The organism is Georgenia sp. 311 (genome assembly GCF_006151955.1).
Classification (GTDB): domain Bacteria; phylum Actinomycetota; class Actinomycetes; order Actinomycetales; family Actinomycetaceae; genus Oceanitalea; species Oceanitalea wutianyii.
The window spans coordinates 144,113-159,605 of sequence record NZ_VDFS01000018.1 but is presented as its reverse complement, the minus strand read 5'-3'; the positions used below and the strand labels follow the sequence as shown (position 1 = coordinate 159,605).

Annotated in this window: 13 protein-coding genes; all 13 read left to right on the top strand. The window is 74.0% G+C overall.

Annotation, left to right across the window (positions count from 1 at the left end; translation table 11 throughout):
• Nucleotides 1-5 precede the first annotated feature (5 nt).
• The 13 genes from FHE66_RS03615 to FHE66_RS03555 are packed head-to-tail and all read left to right on the top strand — an operon-like array spanning nt 6 to nt 15,282.
• A complete protein-coding gene (locus tag FHE66_RS03615; RefSeq protein WP_139071619.1) occupies nt 6-797 on the top strand; it encodes a hypothetical protein in 792 nt (263 codons plus the stop codon).
• Between the two features lie 6 nt (nt 798-803).
• Nucleotides 804-1,481 carry a LysM peptidoglycan-binding domain-containing protein gene (locus FHE66_RS03610; protein ID WP_218013600.1) on the top strand — a complete coding sequence of 226 codons (678 nt, stop codon included), beginning with the start codon at nt 804-806 and terminating at the stop codon, nt 1,479-1,481.
• Nucleotides 1,478-2,740: a phage late control D family protein gene (locus tag FHE66_RS03605; RefSeq protein ID WP_139071618.1), complete on the top strand. Its 1,263-nt coding sequence runs from the start codon at nt 1,478-1,480 to the stop codon at nt 2,738-2,740. The genes FHE66_RS03610 and FHE66_RS03605 overlap by 4 nt, the downstream gene beginning before the upstream one ends.
• Nucleotides 2,724-3,374, top strand: a complete 651-nt coding sequence (locus tag FHE66_RS03600) for a phage baseplate assembly protein V (RefSeq protein ID WP_139071617.1) — start codon at nt 2,724-2,726, stop codon at nt 3,372-3,374. Before FHE66_RS03605 ends, FHE66_RS03600 begins: the two co-directional genes overlap by 17 nt.
• Nucleotide 3,375: 1 nt before the next feature.
• Nucleotides 3,376-3,654 (top strand): PAAR domain-containing protein, encoded by a 279-nt coding sequence (locus FHE66_RS03595; RefSeq protein ID WP_139071616.1) that lies wholly within the window; start codon nt 3,376-3,378, stop codon nt 3,652-3,654.
• Nucleotides 3,655-3,657: 3 nt separating this feature from the next.
• Nucleotides 3,658-4,137 (top strand): GPW/gp25 family protein, encoded by a 480-nt coding sequence (locus FHE66_RS03590; protein ID WP_139071615.1) that lies wholly within the window; start codon nt 3,658-3,660, stop codon nt 4,135-4,137.
• On the top strand, nt 4,134-7,331 hold the full coding sequence (locus FHE66_RS03585) for a baseplate J/gp47 family protein (protein WP_139071614.1): 3,198 nt from the start codon (nt 4,134-4,136) through the stop codon (nt 7,329-7,331). The genes FHE66_RS03590 and FHE66_RS03585 overlap by 4 nt, the downstream gene beginning before the upstream one ends.
• Nucleotides 7,331-8,329 carry a baseplate J/gp47 family protein gene (locus tag FHE66_RS03580; protein ID WP_139071613.1) on the top strand — a complete coding sequence of 333 codons (999 nt, stop codon included), beginning with the start codon at nt 7,331-7,333 and terminating at the stop codon, nt 8,327-8,329. The genes FHE66_RS03585 and FHE66_RS03580 overlap by 1 nt, the downstream gene beginning before the upstream one ends.
• A gap of 20 nt (nt 8,330-8,349) precedes the next feature.
• Nucleotides 8,350-9,204, top strand: coding sequence for a hypothetical protein (locus tag FHE66_RS03575; RefSeq protein ID WP_139071612.1), 855 nt, complete (start codon nt 8,350-8,352; stop codon nt 9,202-9,204).
• Between the two features lie 19 nt (nt 9,205-9,223).
• Entirely contained in the window at nt 9,224-10,147 is a 924-nt protein-coding gene (locus FHE66_RS03570) for a hypothetical protein (RefSeq protein ID WP_139071611.1), read from the top strand.
• Nucleotides 10,144-12,084, top strand: a complete 1,941-nt coding sequence (locus tag FHE66_RS03565) for a phage tail protein (RefSeq protein WP_139071610.1) — start codon at nt 10,144-10,146, stop codon at nt 12,082-12,084. Before FHE66_RS03570 ends, FHE66_RS03565 begins: the two co-directional genes overlap by 4 nt.
• Nucleotides 12,081-13,871: a hypothetical protein gene (locus tag FHE66_RS03560; RefSeq protein ID WP_139071609.1), complete on the top strand. Its 1,791-nt coding sequence runs from the start codon at nt 12,081-12,083 to the stop codon at nt 13,869-13,871. The genes FHE66_RS03565 and FHE66_RS03560 overlap by 4 nt, the downstream gene beginning before the upstream one ends.
• Nucleotides 13,855-15,282: a hypothetical protein gene (locus FHE66_RS03555; protein ID WP_139071608.1), complete on the top strand. Its 1,428-nt coding sequence runs from the start codon at nt 13,855-13,857 to the stop codon at nt 15,280-15,282. The genes FHE66_RS03560 and FHE66_RS03555 overlap by 17 nt, the downstream gene beginning before the upstream one ends.
• Nucleotides 15,283-15,493: the final 211 nt, after the last annotated feature.

The following is a 15,493-nucleotide window of genomic DNA, read 5'->3' as shown; positions in this document are numbered from 1 at the left end:
GTCCGATGACCCGACCGCGACGGCTGACGCACGGGCGCGACCTCCGTCTCGCGTTCCGGCCGCTCTACCGGCTCCGCGCGGGCACCGCGCCGCTGCCGGCGGGTCCCGCTGGACAGGTGCTGCTCCGGCCGGTCCGCCCGCTCGAGCACCGCGTCGCGCTGTCCGTCCGAGCCGGCGACGTCGTCACGGTCGGCGGTCCGACCGTCCGCACGGGGTCGAGATCCGTGCTGCACGCCCACACCCACCTGCACGTCGCGGCGCCGGTCCTCCCGGACCGGCGGCCGGCCGGCCGGCCGGTACCCCGACCTGGACGCCTGCGCGGGCGGCTCGCACGGTCCGGACCGGCCGACCAGGCCGACCCGGTCCCGGTGCCGGGTCCGGCTCCCAGCCGACGTCACGAGCTGCCCCAGCGACTGCACGGCACGGTCCCTCGGCCCGGTGGGGCACCCGGACCGGCCCGGCCCCCGGCGCTCCGTCCGCGACCCGCGCCGGCGACCCGCACCGTCCCCGTCGTCCCCGCCACCCCCCGGCGCGCCCCCGGGACCGGCCCCGCACCCGTGCCGCGCCGGGTCGCTCGCCCGGTGATGCCGGTGCCCCCGGCCGGTGGCGCCGTCGTCCAGGCGTCCACGCGTGCGCAGGGAGGCCCCGGCCGACCGGGCCGCACGGCCCTCGGCCAGGACCGGCCCCAGCAGCCCGTCCCCATCGACATCGACGCCGTGACCAGACAGGTGATCACCGCGATCGAACGCCGCGAGCGCGCCGACCGGGAGCGCCGCGGCCACGGGCCGGGAGGGTGAGGCGCCGTGCAGACGACCCGACGCCTGGAGAAGGCGAGCATCCTCAACCTGGAGACGGGCGATGATCCCGTCCCCGTGCTCTTCAACCCCGAGGAGTACTCGCAGCGCCGTGAGGTCACCTACGCCCAGACCACGATCCCCGGCCTGTCCGGGCCGCTGCTGCAGTTCGTCGCCGGTGCGATGCAGACGCTGGAGATGGAGCTGTTCATCGACACCTACGTCGACCAGGGCGCCGGCGAGGACGCCCGCACGATCGCCGACCAGGTGCTCTCCCTCATGAGCATCCACCCCGCGACACATGCCCCGCCCCGCCTGCAGTTCGCCTGGGGCTCGCTGGTGTTCACCTGCGTCCTCGCGTCCGCGACGTCGACCTACGTGATGTTCCGCGAGGACGGGGTGCCCGTCCGGATGCGTCTGCAGGTGACGTTCAACGAGTACCGCAACCTCGAGCTGGAGGCGAAGGCGGTCAAGCGGGAGACCGCCGACTACACCACCGAGCACGTGGTCCGGCAGGGAGAGACGCTGCTCTCGATCGCCCATGACGCTTACGCGGACCCGACGAAGTGGCGTCCGATCGCGCTGGCGAACGGCCTGGCCGACCCGTCCGAGATCGCCGTCGGGGACGCGCTGCGGATCCCGTCCCTGCCCTACCGCGACGCGCACACCGACAGGGAGTTCTCGTGAACGAGCGATTCTCCCCCGACTACCGCCTGGAGCTGGACGGCCGTCCCGTCCCGGCGGGTCTGCGGGCGGCCATCAGCTCACTGACCCTCACCTCCGCGCTCGACGGTGCCGACCGGGTCGAGGTCAGTCTCGCGAACCAGCACCTGCGGTGGACCGACGAGCCGCTGCTGCGGGTGGGGACACCCGTCCGCTTGTCCCTGGGGTACAACCCGGACGGCTTCGAGCAGATGTTCGTCGGGGAGGTCGTCTCGGCGGAGGCGACGTTCCCGGCGGACGGCGCCCCGACGCTGACCGTCGCCGCCCAGGACCGGATGACGCACCTCGCGGACCGGACCCAGACGCGCTGGTACGCGGTGCCCATCCCCACGATCGGGACGACTGCCCTCCCGGACGCGGCGATCGCGCCCCTGCTGGCGCTGGAGAACGGGTTCCTCCCCATCCTCGACCCGCTGGGCGCGACGCTGTCGGTCCTCGTCTACGGGGTGACCCTCGCGGTGAGCATCGGTGACTGCGACGAGATGCAGAAGATGGTGCGGCGCCAGCAGGGCCAGTCCGACCTCGACTTCCTCAAGGTCCTCGCCCGCGAGAACGGCTGGGACATGCTGGTCGACCACTCGGGCGCGACCGGCGGCCACAAGCTGCGGTTCCTGTCGCCCGAGGGTGAGCTCGAACCGGTGCGCACCTACCGGTACGGATCCTCCCTGGTCGACTGGACGCCGCGGGTCACCTCCGTCGGAGTGCTGGCCTCGATCACGGCGTACCTGCGGGTCTCCGCGATCAAGACCGTCTTCGCCATCACCGTCGGCTACGACTGGGACAACGCCTCCCTCGACATCAGCGTGGTCCCCGCGGTCCTGGGGTCCCTGCCACCGGCACCCAGGACGGGATCAGGCAGCACCCGGCTGGGCGGCGGGGAGAACTCGCTGGTGCTGGGCGAGAACCTCACGCTCTTCACCGCTCCCAGACGGATCCTGGGCAAGCTCGTCCCCAGCCTGAACAACCGGCTCACCGGGAGCGGGACGGTCGTCGGCGAACCGGCCCTCCAGGCCGGCAAGGTCGTCCAGCTCGAGGGTCTCGGCGAGCAGTACGGCGGCAGGTACCGGATCACGACGGCCACCCACACCGTCGGCCCGGGCGGCTACTCCACGACGTTCCGCGCCCGCAAGGAGATCTGGTTCGGTTCGATCCCCGCGGCCCAGCAGGGCGCGGTCTCCCTCTCCATCCCCTTCCTGGAGGTGTCCGGTGCCGTCAGCTACTGAGCCGTCCCCCGAGACGGAGGTCCCCACGGGGGACACCTTCACCATCGCGGTGGCCGAGGTCGTCTCCGCGTTCGACTCGCTCTCCTGCGGTCGGGTGCAGATCGACGTGCCCTGGCTCCGGGACATGCGGCCGTGGGCGCGGGTCGCGCTCCCCGGGGCGGGTGCCGGCCGCGGCCTCTACTCCCTGCCGCACCCGGGCGACACCGTGCTCGTCGCGTTCAACCGCAACGACGCCACCGACTGCTACGTCGTCGGGGGTCTGTGGAACAACGTCGACCCGCCGCCGCGGCGCGGACCCGTCGACCCGGTCACCAGGGTCAGCGTCCTCAGCGAGGTCGGGCACGAGATCGACATGGACGACGTCGCACAGACCATCACGGTCACCACGTCCACCGGGATGTCTCTCACGCTCGGGCCGACCGGGATCAAGCTGGCCACCAGGAGCGACACCGCGGTCATCGAGGCGACGGCCGTCGGGGACGTGACCGTCACGGCGAAGAAGTCGATCACCCTCGACGCCCCCACCGTGACAGTGAGCGGCACGACCAAGGTGTCCATCACCTCGCCGACCAAGGTCGCCGTCGACGGCGGGACCAGCTGCACCGTCAAGGCAGCCCGGATCGGACTGAACTGACATGCCTGCAGCGGCCCGCGTCGGCGACCAGACGGGACACCCCGGGGTGATCACCGGCCCTGGATCGACCACCGTGACGATCGGTGGCCGGCCTGCCGCCGTGCTCGGTGACGCGCACACGTGCTCCTTCCCGCCACCGCCGTCTCACCCCCCGTCCACGATCGTCAGCGGCAGCGGGACCGTCTCGGTCGACGGCCGACCGGCAGCCCGCGTCGGGGACACCGCAGGGTGCGGCGCACCGGTCGTCGCCGGCTGCCCCACCGTGAGCATCGGAGGCTGAGCGATGACTGCGCCGTCACCGGAGAGACCCGGCCCCGGCCCGGACCGTAGCTTCCTCGGCACCGGGTGGTCCTTCCCCGTCACCCTCGACGGGGACGGGGGCGTTGCCCTGGCCGGCCACGAGGAGGACGTCCGGCAGTCCGTCCTGATCATCCTGAGCACGAACCTCGGCGAACGGGTGATGCGGCCCGTGTTCGGCTCCGACGTGCGTCGGTTCGTCTTCGACTCGGCCTCCACCACCAGGCTGGCCCTGCTCCAGCACCGCGTGACCGAGGCGCTGGTCCGGTGGGAGCCACGCATCGACGTCGACGAGGTCACCGTGACCGTTCCGCCCAGCACCGTCGCACGGGTCGACGTCGACATCGCCTATCGGGTGCGCGCCACGAACACGTTCTACAACCTCGTCTACCCGTTCTACCTCGACGAGGCCCACGGCGACGCGACCGTGGACACCGCGCAGCGCAGGCAGGGGGTCGCCGGATGAGCAGCCATCCTCCCCGCCGCTCCCCCGACCTGCGGCGCACCGCCGACGAGGTCGCCGACGAGCTCCTGCGACGACGCCCGGGCTACGTCCCGGCCTGGTCGGCCCGGCCCGACGACCCCGGACGTGCCGTCCTGGCGGCCGAGGCAACGATGGCCGCCTCCCTGTGGGCACGGGTCGACAAGGCGCCGGACAAGCACAAGATGGCCTTCCTCAGCTCCCTGGGGATCGACGCCCTCCCGCCGTCCGCCGCCCGCGCACCGGTGAGGTTCGACCCTCTCCCCGCCCCGCCCGGTCTGTCGGACCGCGTCATGGTCGGGGCCGTCATCCCCGCCGGGTCCGCGGTGGGGGCTCCCGCGCCCGACGGCCACGTCGTCTTCCGCACCGAGCACGACCTCGGCATCAGCCCCAGCGTGCTGGCCGAGGTCCGGTCTGTCGTGCCCGGGAGTGACGCCGTCGCCGACCACACCACCGAGGCCCTGGGAGGCCGCCCCTTCGCCCCGTTCACCGGTGCCCAGCCAGTGCGCCGCGCCCTGTACCTGGGGCACGACCGGCTCTTCGCCCTCAAGGACGAGGCGACGATCACGGTCGAGATCGAGCTGGCCCAGGACTCCCGGGTCCCTCTGCAGCTGACCTGGTCCGTGTGGGACGGCACCGTCTGGCGCGCCTTTCCCGCCGACCAGGTGACGGACCTGACCGACACCCGCACCGCCCGCGACGAGCCGGCGCGCAGCCTGGGCCGCAGCGGGACGGTCACGATGACCAGCCACGGGATCGAGTCGGCCCAGACGGAGGTCGACGGGATCCCCAGCTACTGGCTGCGCGCCCAGCTCGACTCGGTCCTCGGCCCCGCGGACCCGCTCGCGCTGCCGCAGATCGACCAGATCAGGGTTGCCGTCACCCTGGGCAGCGCGAGCACCCCGGTCACCTTCCCTCTCACCTCCCTCCTCGTCGACGGTTCACCCGTCGACCCGACACTGCCCTTCCTGCCCTTCGGTCCCGCCCCTGACCGGACGTCGGTCCTGTACGTCGACGCGACCGAGGTGGTCGCGGCCGGCACCGCCACCGCCGACCTCGTCGTCGCGACCAGCCCCTCCACCGGCCGCGCGCCGACCGCGGACCCGGACCTGCTGTTGGAGTACTGGAACGGTCGCGGGTGGGTCGACCTCGTCCCCGGCGGCACGTTCACACCGGAGGCGGACAACGTCCGCAACGTCCTGCCGGTGACCCTTCCGACCGACTGGCTGCCGTCGCAGGTGCAGGAGGAGACGGGCACGTGGGCACGGCTACGGCTCGCCCCCGGCAGCAGCTATGCGGGCACGCGGGAGATCCAGATCGGCTCGGACACCGTCGAGGTGCCGGAGAGCGCCCCGGTGCTCTTCTCCGACCTGCGTGTCGAGGTCCGCGGCCGGTCCCCTGCCACGGCGGCGGACCACGTCATCACCTTCGACGGCTCCCTGCACCGGGAGCGCACCGAAGCGGCCCGCTGGCGCGGGACACCGTTCCCACCGTTCACCCCGCTGGAGGACCGGACGCCGGCGCTGTACCTCGGCTTCGACGGGCCGCTGCCGGCCGCCGAGCTGGGGCTGCTGTTCGAGATCGAGCCGCCCGCCGACGGCAACGGTGCCTCTCCGGCCGACCACGAGCTGCTCTGGGAGCGCTACGACGGCCGGGGCTGGACGACGCTTCCCGTCGAGGACGGCACCGACCACCTCACCGACACCGGCCTGGTCCGCCCCACCTGGCCCGGCAACCGCCCGCTGCGGCGGGTGGGGCCGGCACGCGCCGTCGGGACGACCGTCACCACGCTCACCCCCGCCGACGCGGCCCGGTTCGAGGCCGGAGAGCTCGTGCACGTCCGGGACGAGAACGGCGGGGAGCTCGTCACCGTGGCGAGTGTCGCCGGCCGGACGATCACCCTCAGCCGACCGCTGCGGGACGAGCACCCCCGGGCGACCGTCGAGGACCCCGAACCACCGCTGTTCGGGACGCCGCGCACCTGGCTGCGGGCCCGGCTGGCACCCGGCAGCCCGCTGCCGGACGTCACCGTGAACCGCGTCGTCCCGAACGTCGCCTGGACCACCCAGTCGCGGCCGGTGAACGGGGAGGTGCTCGGCTCCGGGACGGGCCGGCCGAACCAGCGCCTGTTCTCCACCAACGCCCCCCTGCTGCCCGGCCTCGTCGTCGAGGTCCGGGAGCTGGACGGGCCACGGTCCCGGACGGACCTCCCGATCCTGGAGCGGGAGCTGGCGGGGAGCGCCCACACCCTCGTCGTGGAGCGGGCCGACGACGGGTCCCCGACCGCGGTGTGGGTGCGGTGGACGGTCCGCCCCAACCTCACCTCCTCCAGCCCAACCGACCGGCACCTCACCGTCGACCTCGCCACCGGGGTCCACCGGTTCGGCGACGACCGGCACGGGCGGGCGCTGCCCACCGGGGGGGACAACGTGCGGCTGACCGGTACGTCCGGTGGGGGCCCCGAGGGCAACGTGGCCGCAGGGGCGATCGCCAACCCCCTGTCCGCGATGCTGGTCGGTGCCCTGTCCAACCCCGTCGCGGCGAGCGGTGGTGCGGCGGCCGAGACGGCGGAGCGCGCGATCCTCCGCGCGCCCCACGTCGTGCGCCACCGCTTCCAGGCCGTGACGGAGTCCGACTACGGTGCGCTCGCCCTGGAGGCCTCGCCCGAGGTGCTGCTCGCCACGGTGGTCGCTCACCCGGACGACCTGGGAGGCACCCTGGCGGTCCACGTCCTGCCCGAGTCCCACGCCACGCCGCCGGTCCCGTCGGCCCAGCTGCTCGAGAAGGTGCGGCGCCACCTCGTCCGCCGGTGCCCGCCCGGCGCACTCGTCGGGCTGACGGTGACCGGCCCGGTGTTCGTCGCGGTCGGCCTGGAGGTGACGGTCGCCCTGCGCCGGCCGACGCCCGGCAACGTCCGCCCCGGCAACCCGCTCGACCGCGTCGCCGCCGCGGTGCGTTCCTACCTGCACCCGGTGACCGGGGGGCACGGCTTCGGCGCCACCGTCCACCCGGCCCGCCTGGCCGGCCTGCTCGAGAACCATCCCGACGTCGACCACGTGGAGAGCTTCACCGTCCTCGTCGGCGGGCGGGTCGCCGGCACCAGCCACCAGCTCGGACGAGCCGAGCTGCCGGTGCCCGGCCCGGTCACGCTCACGCTCACCAGGCCGGAGGTGCACTGATGGCTCTACCCGTGGAGGTCCTCGACGACCTGAGGTGGGTCCAGCTCGTGCAGGAGGCGCGGGACCGGCTGCCCAGCACGGCACCGACGTGGACCGACCACAACGTCCATGACCCCGGCATCACCATCCTGGAGCTGCTGGCCGCGAAGGTCGAGGCGCTGTCCTACCGGTCGGACCAGATCCCGGCGGGCCACCGCGAGATGTTCCTGCGCCTGCTCGGGCTGCGGTCGCGGCCGGGCGAGCAGCTCGAGGACACCCTCAACCGGGCCGCGGCCATGCTCTGGGCCCACGAGCGGCTCACCGAGGCGCTGGGCGATGCTGACTCGTGCGACGACCTCGACCGGCAGGTGCTCGATGGCCTGCCGGTGCCCTCGCGCGCCGTCACCTGCGCCGACCTCGAGCGGGTCGCCCTCGCCACGCCGGGCGTGGACGTGGCTCGAGCCCGCGCGTGGGCGAACGTCGACCTGGCCCTGCCCTGCCAGCTCGCGCCGGGCACCGTCTCGGTGATCGTCAGCCCGCGCGCCCCGGACCACCACCCGGCGCTCTCGCCCGACGACCACGAGCGGGTCGTGCGGCACCTGGACAGGTACCGCACCGTCGGCACCCGGGTCCGGGTGTTCGGGCCCAGCTACACGGAGGTGCACGTGACGGCGCAGGTGGTGCTTCGCCCGGGCGCGCACCCGGCTCGGGCCGTGGCCGCAGCCGGGGACGCGCTCCGCGGGTTCCTGCACCCCTTGCGCGGAGGTTCGGACGGGCGTGGCTGGCGTTTCGGTCGCGACGTCTACCAGAGCGAGCTCATGGCCGTCGTCGGCGCGGTCCCCGACGTCGACCTCGCAGCCTCGGTCACCGTGCGCCGGGGAGGGTGCCGCTGCCTCCGGCCCGGCGCGTCCTGCACGTGCGGGACCGGGTGCGGCAACGTCTGTGTGCCGGCCGGGGACGTGGTCGCGCTCGGTGACGTCGACGTCACTGCCGTCGGCGGACGGGCGGGCACGTCATGACCGGATCCACCGCACCACGCGTGTTCGAGTCCAGGACGGTGCTCGGGGACCTCGCCGTGGACCGCGTGTCGCTGCGGACCGCGAGCGCCGACGCGCACCACGTCGCGAAGGTCCACGGCCGCTACGGCGTGGCCGGCGGGCTGGAGGCCCGCGTCACCGGAGGCCGGGTCGAGGTCTCGGCCGGGGAGGCGTTCACCCCGCGGGGGGACTTCGTGGTCCTCCGGCAGGTGGCCCTCGTCGATCCTCCGGCCACGCCCGGGCGGTACCGCCTGTGGCTCGGCCCGGACGCGAGGGTCACCGCCCGGCCAGCCACGGCGTCGGCCCGACCCTCGGACGTGCCGCTCGGTCTCCTGCGGGCCGCCGCTGTCCCGTCCGGGCCCCACGCGACGGTCGAGTGGGTGCCACCCGTCAGTCACGAGGGACGCAGCCTGGTCCCGGCACCGGTGCGACCGCACATCGGAGTCGGCCGTGAGCTGTTGACCCTGGACGACCTGGAGGTCGACGAGTGGCGGCACACGCTCGAGCGGCAGGTCCGTACCGCGGACGCCGCCTTCGCCCGCCCGCCGCTGTACTTCGTCTCCGTCTCTCTCGCGGACGGTGGCGCGATCGCCGTCCAGCGCGAGGTCCGCGGGTGGTTCACCACGATCTGCCGTCCCACGTCGACCAGCTTCACGCTCACCCTCTTCCTGCACATCACCGCCGCGGCCTTCCAGACGCTCCGCGACGGGTCCCGCTCCGCCCGTGACGGCACGGACCGGGCGGTCCTGCTCGACGTCTCCTGGGTCGGCGTCGACACCCGCCGCGAGCAGGTCACACCGGCTGACCTCGCCGACTGCTCCGACAAGCCACCGATCCCGCCCCCGGTGATCGGCTAGAGACGGAAGGACAGGCCTGATGGTGCTCCCCACCGGCCCGCGACGGGCGTCCTACTTCGCTGGGCAGTCCCTGACCGCACGGACGCTGAACGACAACCTGGCCACCGAGTGGGCGCGTCGGTGGGCGCACAACAGGTTCCTGCACGGCGCCGGGATCGGCCAGGGACTGACGGTGACCGCCACCGTCGGCCAGGTGGAGGTGACCGTCGAGCCGGGGTACGGCATCGACCCCGAGGGCCACGAGATCGTGCTGGTCGCACCGGTGACGGTGCAGGTCCCTCCCGTGCCGGGCCCGACCGACTACGTACTGGTGTGTCGCTTCGACCCCGACCCCACCGGCTTCACCGACACCGGCCTGTGCGGCGCGGACGGGGTGAGCGCGTGGATGGACGAGCCGCTGGTGGAGTTCGTCCCCGCGACCGACTTCCCCGGTGCGGCCGGGTCGGCGCTGCCGCTGGCCACGGTGCGGGTGACCGGCTGCGTGCTCAGCAGCATCAGCTTCGGGCGCCGTCAGGTGCTGGGTGAGCGGCGCCTGCCCTACGTGGACGCGGGGGTGCATCGCCCGTCACCCGCCGGCTGGGAGCTCGCCACCACCAATGCCGGGGTCGCCTACGGCCTGCGCACGGTGGCCGACACGTCCGTCGCCGGGTTCCGTGGCACCCCGGACTACCAGGCCAGGCTCTCGGGGCGGCGCTGGTTCGACGTCACCGGCCCCGAGCTCTCCACCCCGGTGATGCTGTGGACCACCGAGCCGGACGTCGTGGGCGCCGGCGCCACCAGGCTCACCGTCGAGATCCTCGTCCCCACGGTCCGCGCCGGTCGGACCGATGGCACCTTCGCCGAGTTCCTCGACGGCTCCGGGCTGACGGACGAGATCACCACGCTGGTGGCGACCGAGCTGGAGTGGGCGATCACCTGGATCGGGGTGGAGGGATCCCTATGAGCACCAGCGAGGCACTGGGCGTCGGCCGGTGGACGGCCCGCTTCCCGGACCCTGCCCTGCCCGTCGTCACGACCGGGTTCGACATCGACGAGGCAGGACGGCGGCTCCTCGTCGCCTCGCTGCCCGCCTGGTCCGGTCCGTTGACGGACGGACCGGTGCCCGCGGAGGCAGCCCGCGTCCGCGGCCTGGTCTCGATCGGAGGCGCCGTGCTCGCGGTGACCGAGGACCGGCACGCGGTCGACGGGTACGACTGCACGGGCGCACGGACGTCGTCACCTCTCACCGGGTTCGGCGCAGCGGCCGGACTGGCCCTGGACCGGGACGGGATGCTCCTGGTCGCCGACACCCCACGCGGCACCGTCGACGGCCGGGACGTGACGACCGGCCGGCTGCTCGTCCGGTGGGCGGGACTGGACGGGCCGGAGGACGTCGTCACCCGCGGGGACACCGTCCTCGCCGTCGATGCCGACGGCCTCAAGCGGCTCACCCGGGACGGGGCCGCGGTCCTGGTCCACCGGATCGACGGGGCCCGTTCGGTCACGGTGGACGCCGCGGGCCACGTCGTCGTCGGCACCGACACCGCCCTGGTGACCGTCGTGGGTCTCGACCCCGCGGACACCAGGACGGACCGGGTCCCCGGCCTGAGCGGGCCCTTCCTCGTCCGTGCGGTCGGCGACCGTCTGCACGTCTCGGCGCCCGCTCTGGGCCGGGTCAGGGTCGTCAGCACCGCGGGCGGGGCCGCCCTGGGCGAGAGCGCCGGAACCGTGCTGGGCGTCACCACCGACCACGCGCAGGTGCTGTGGGCGTCCGACCCGGCCGTCACCCGGCACATCGTCGGTACCGTCCTGGCCGAGCGCGCGACCGCCGTCGTGGGCCCTTTCCCGCTCACCGTGGACCCCGGCGCGCGCAACCTCGCCCGCATCCGGGCCCGCGGCAGCTTCGGTGCGGGGCACGCGACGCTCACCGCCCGGTTCCTGGCCGCGGACGGTGACGTCCTCCACGGATCGCCGAGCGGGACGGCGTCCCCGGACCGGGTCGTGCGCGTCCCCTCCGAGTCGTCCTGGGCCCAGCTCGAGCTCACGGTCGTCCCCGAGGCGGGGCCGGCGCCATGGATCGACCTGGTCGAGCTCCACCTCAACGGGCCCGCCCTCATCGACGAGCTCCCGCAGGTCTACCGCGCACGCGGACGCCCGGAGGAGTTCCTCGACCCGTTCCTGCGGCTGCTCGCCACCGGCCTGGACGAGATCACCGACGCACTGGTCGAGCTCCCCATCCAGCTCGACCCCGCGACCGCCACCGACGACCTCGACGGCGACCGCTGGCTCGACTGGCTGTCCACCTGGGTCGACGCCCCGCTGGACGAAGGGTGGGACCCGGCCCTGCGGCGTCGGGTCGTCGCGGAGGCGTTCCGGTGGCACGCCCGCCGCGGCACCCCCGCGGCGCTGCGCCGGCAGATCGTCATCGAGCACGGCGTCGACGTCACCATCGACGAGCCGGCCGGACACGCGCACGTGTGGGTGCTCGGCGACCGCGCGAGCGAGCTCGGGCGCACGACGATGACGACGGCGGCCCCGGCCGAGGGCGCGGTGCTGGACCGGACCGCCGTCCTGGACCGGGCCCACCTCATCGGCCCGAACGACCGGGGGGCGCCGCTGTTCGGCGACCTGGCCCACCGGTTCACCGTCCTCCTCCCCCCGGACATGGACAGCCCGGCCCGGCGCGCCGGGATCGCGGCCACCGTCGAGCGGGAGAAGCCCGCGCACACCCACGCCCACGTGTGCGTGCGGCCGGGCACGGTCGTGGGCGTCCGGGCCGTCGTCGGCATGACCACCGTCGTCGGCCCGAGCCCGCCGCCAGCCGCCCCCGGCGGGACCGCTCCGCCGGCCACCCCCACCCACAGCCCGTCCAACCGTGCGAGAGCAGGTAACCCGACATGACACAGCACACGACCGCCCTCGCTGTACCGGCCGACCACGACCGTGGCGACGCGCTGCCGCTCCTGGAACGCAACACCTACTGGCACGGCAAGGAGATGGGGGTCGCCGAGTTCCAGCGCGACCAGGCCTACTTCCGCCACGTCCAGCAGACCCTCACCCGGCTCACCGTGGGGTGCAGCGTGCTCTGCGGCCTGGAGCTCTCCCCGCACGGGACGCGCGGGCTGGCGGTCGCTGCGGGTGCCGCCGTCGACGGGCACGGCCGCCTCGTCGTCGTCCCGGCCGCGGTCGCCGTCGACGACGCACGCACCGTGCTCGAGCCCGACTGTGCCCCGGACCCCCGGGGCACGTTCCGGCTCTGCCTCGTCCACCACGAGTGTCCTACCGCCCCGGCACGGGTCGTCGTCACCGACTGCGACACGCGCACCGAGTGCCTGCCCGGCGCGGTCCGCGAGGGCTTCCGGCTCGAGCTGCGCAGCCACCGACCGGGGTGCGCGAGCGGTGAGGCCTGCGGGTGCGGGACCTCCCCGCAGGGGTGCGGCACGGACTGTGGGGACTGCGTGACCCTCGGCACCGTCACGCTGACCCAGGACGCGGTGGCCGGGGTGACCGCCGACGGGCGCAGGGACGTGGTGCGGAACGTCGACCTGGCTGCCCGCCTCGGCATGGCGGAGGGTGAGCGCACCGAACCGCCGAGCCTGTGCCGGATCTGGCCGCCGCCCGGCCGGGTCCTCTCCCGCGAGGGCTCCCCCTCGGAGTGGGGTCGGTGGCGGCAACGACCACGTGTCGAGCTCACCTTCGACCAGCCGATCGACGTGGACCGGGTCGACGACCCCGACGACTGGCTGCGGGCCTGGGTCGCCACGGAGCACACAGCCCCCGACGGCGCTGGGACCGTCACCTTCACCCGGGTCGGACTGCGGTTCCTCCCCACGGCATCCCAGCCCTCCCCCGCCGGCCACCGGCTCGTCTACGAGTTCCGGTCCAGGGACGCGAGACGGGCCGGCTCCCGGCAGGTGGTCCTCCTCCAGGCGAGGGCGACCCCGGACTCCGGGCCGGCCGCCGCCTCCCCCACCGGGGGCATCGCCCGTATCGAGTACGCGGGCACACCGCTCACCCGGGACACCCGCGCCAGGATCTGGCGGGCCGACCGGTTCACGGCCCCCGGGACCACCCTCGACACGATCATGGGCAGCGAGCAGCCGGGCTGCTTCGGAGACCCGTACGAGGGCGGACGGGTCCATGCGGTCTTCGAGGTGGCGCCGGTCGTCGCCGGGGCCACGGCCGTCACCGCCGTGCACCCGCCCAACGCCTCCCGGATGAGCGGCACCGAGCTCACGGTCGAGCTCGCCGGGACCGGACCGCTGGACGGACTCACGCCCCGTGCGTGGATCGTCGGCCCGGACGGGCCGGCAGAGCTACCGCTCACGGCCGCCCCGCTCCCGGACGGCGCGGCAGCAGCGGTGACCGACCGCTTCCCCGCCTCGTTCGACGCGACCGTCCACGACGAGCTGAGGGAGGTCGTGCGGTTCGTCGCCGACATGACCGGCCTCGACGACGGCAGGGTGCTGGTCGTCGTCCCCGCCCACGCCGGTGAGCAGGCGGTCGGCGCGTTCGCCGGCACCTGCCTGACGGAGCCGGACGTCGCCCACGTCTACGCACACGGCCCCTCCCCCACCCACGAGCGCAGCATCCGTCCTACGCGGCTGCGGATGCCACGCACCGGCCAGACCGGTGCCTGGATCCACTGGACCTTCTACTGGGAGCACGACGATGACGACCGCAGCTGAACTGCCCACCCGCCTGGCCCCCTGCACGGCACCGTGTGAGTGCGGCGGGTCAGCACCGGGAGGAGGCGAGACCGCCACAGGCCTGGAACGGACCCGATACTTCGACCGGCAGCGCGTCGGCCCGGACGACCTGTCCCAGGACCAGCTCTACGTCGCCGACCGGCTGCGGCGGCACAACCGGTTCCTCCACGGCTGGGGCATCGTCTGCGGGCTCGTGGTCACCCGGTGCGCCACCCCGGGCACGGACAGCGAGAACCCGTGCACGGTGGGCATCAGCGCCGGCTACGCGATCGACCCGTACGGGAACGAGATCGTGGTTCCCGCCGACCTCGTCGTCGACCTGTGCCACACCGACGGCGCAGGGTCGCTGCTGTGCCCGCCCGCCAGCGACCCGTGGTGCGCCCCTGTCGCCACGTTCCCCATGGACGAACCGCGTTACCTCGCGCTCCGGCACGTCGAGATCCCCGTCAAACCCGTGCTCGGTCCCACCGGCTGCTCGTGCTCCGACACCGCCTGCGAGAACAGCCGGATCCGCGACTGGTACGAGGTGAGCCTGCTCGAGGAGCTCCCTGAGCACTACGAGCAACCCTGTCGGTCCACGGCGCACCCGTGCGCGACGGCGGCGACGTGCGCGTCGTGCCCACAGTCGGGCTGGGTCGTGCTCGCCGCGCTCACCCTGAGCCGGGAGGGGATCGAGTCCTTCGACGCCGACGGCGAGCGCCGGTACGTCGTCTCCCTCCGGGGGATGTGCTTCGACTGCGCCGCCCCGAGGGATACCCACGGGAAGACCTGGGCCATCGGCACGAAGCCCCAGACCCTGGTCGGCGTCGCGAGCGACGCGCCCGACACGACGGTCACCATCGCGCTCTACCGGGACGACACACCGGTCGAGGCGGTGCTCGCCGTCCGGGCGGCGGACCTCGTGGGAAGGAGTGTGGCCGACCTCAAGAAGGAGTGGGACACGGTTCCCCTTCTCGACTCGGCCCGGCCGACCCTGACCGGAGCTCGACCACTGACCGCCGGGATGGTCCTCGCCCACACCCCGCTCAGGGGCGACTCGGTCATCGACGACGCCCAGGACCTCGAGGCACGGGTCGGCACACCCGTGATCGAGCTCGAGGAGTACGTCCACGCCGTCGCCGAGGCCGAGGCCGTCCTGGACCAGGCAGGGAGGAACACCTTCCGCACCGCGCTGGTCGGCGACCCGCGGCGTCTCGGCACGCTGGACGTCACAGCCCTGACGGCCGTGTCGAGGGAGAACGCCGACCGGCTCGCCGCCGTCGGCATCCACACCCTCGACGACCTGTACCGGGCGGACAAGGTCCCGAAGCTGACCGGGACCGCGACCGCGACGGTCGCCCGGGTGCGGAACCTGCTGATCGACCTGCACGGACGGGATGCGAACGTGTGAGCGACGTCGGCGTGGGCCCGCGACCGGCTCCGCGGCGAGCCGCGCCGGGTCACGCCCTCGCCGGGCGGGCGGCGCTCCGGGCTCACGAGCACGCCCCGCACGCCTCGCACGCCGAGAACGCCCCTGACCCTGAGGGTGGAGCCGTCGAGAGCCTCGAGATCGGGCCGCCGGGTGACGAGTACGAGCAGGAGGCCGACCGCTTCGCCGACGT

Bases quoted from the DNA above. Each gene is read 5' to 3' on its own strand.
- FHE66_RS03615 (WP_139071619.1), top strand. From the start codon at position 6: ATGACCCGACCGCGACGGCTGACGCACGGGCGCGACCTCCGTCTCGCG.
- FHE66_RS03595 (WP_139071616.1), top strand. From the start codon at position 3,376: ATGCCTGCAGCGGCCCGCGTCGGCGACCAGACGGGACACCCCGGGGTG.
- FHE66_RS03590 (WP_139071615.1), top strand. From the start codon at position 3,658: ATGACTGCGCCGTCACCGGAGAGACCCGGCCCCGGCCCGGACCGTAGC.
- FHE66_RS03585 (WP_139071614.1), top strand. From the start codon at position 4,134: ATGAGCAGCCATCCTCCCCGCCGCTCCCCCGACCTGCGGCGCACCGCC.
- FHE66_RS03580 (WP_139071613.1), top strand. From the start codon at position 7,331: ATGGCTCTACCCGTGGAGGTCCTCGACGACCTGAGGTGGGTCCAGCTC.
- FHE66_RS03570 (WP_139071611.1), top strand. From the start codon at position 9,224: ATGGTGCTCCCCACCGGCCCGCGACGGGCGTCCTACTTCGCTGGGCAG.
- FHE66_RS03565 (WP_139071610.1), top strand. From the start codon at position 10,144: ATGAGCACCAGCGAGGCACTGGGCGTCGGCCGGTGGACGGCCCGCTTC.
- FHE66_RS03560 (WP_139071609.1), top strand. From the start codon at position 12,081: ATGACACAGCACACGACCGCCCTCGCTGTACCGGCCGACCACGACCGT.
- FHE66_RS03555 (WP_139071608.1), top strand. From the start codon at position 13,855: ATGACGACCGCAGCTGAACTGCCCACCCGCCTGGCCCCCTGCACGGCA.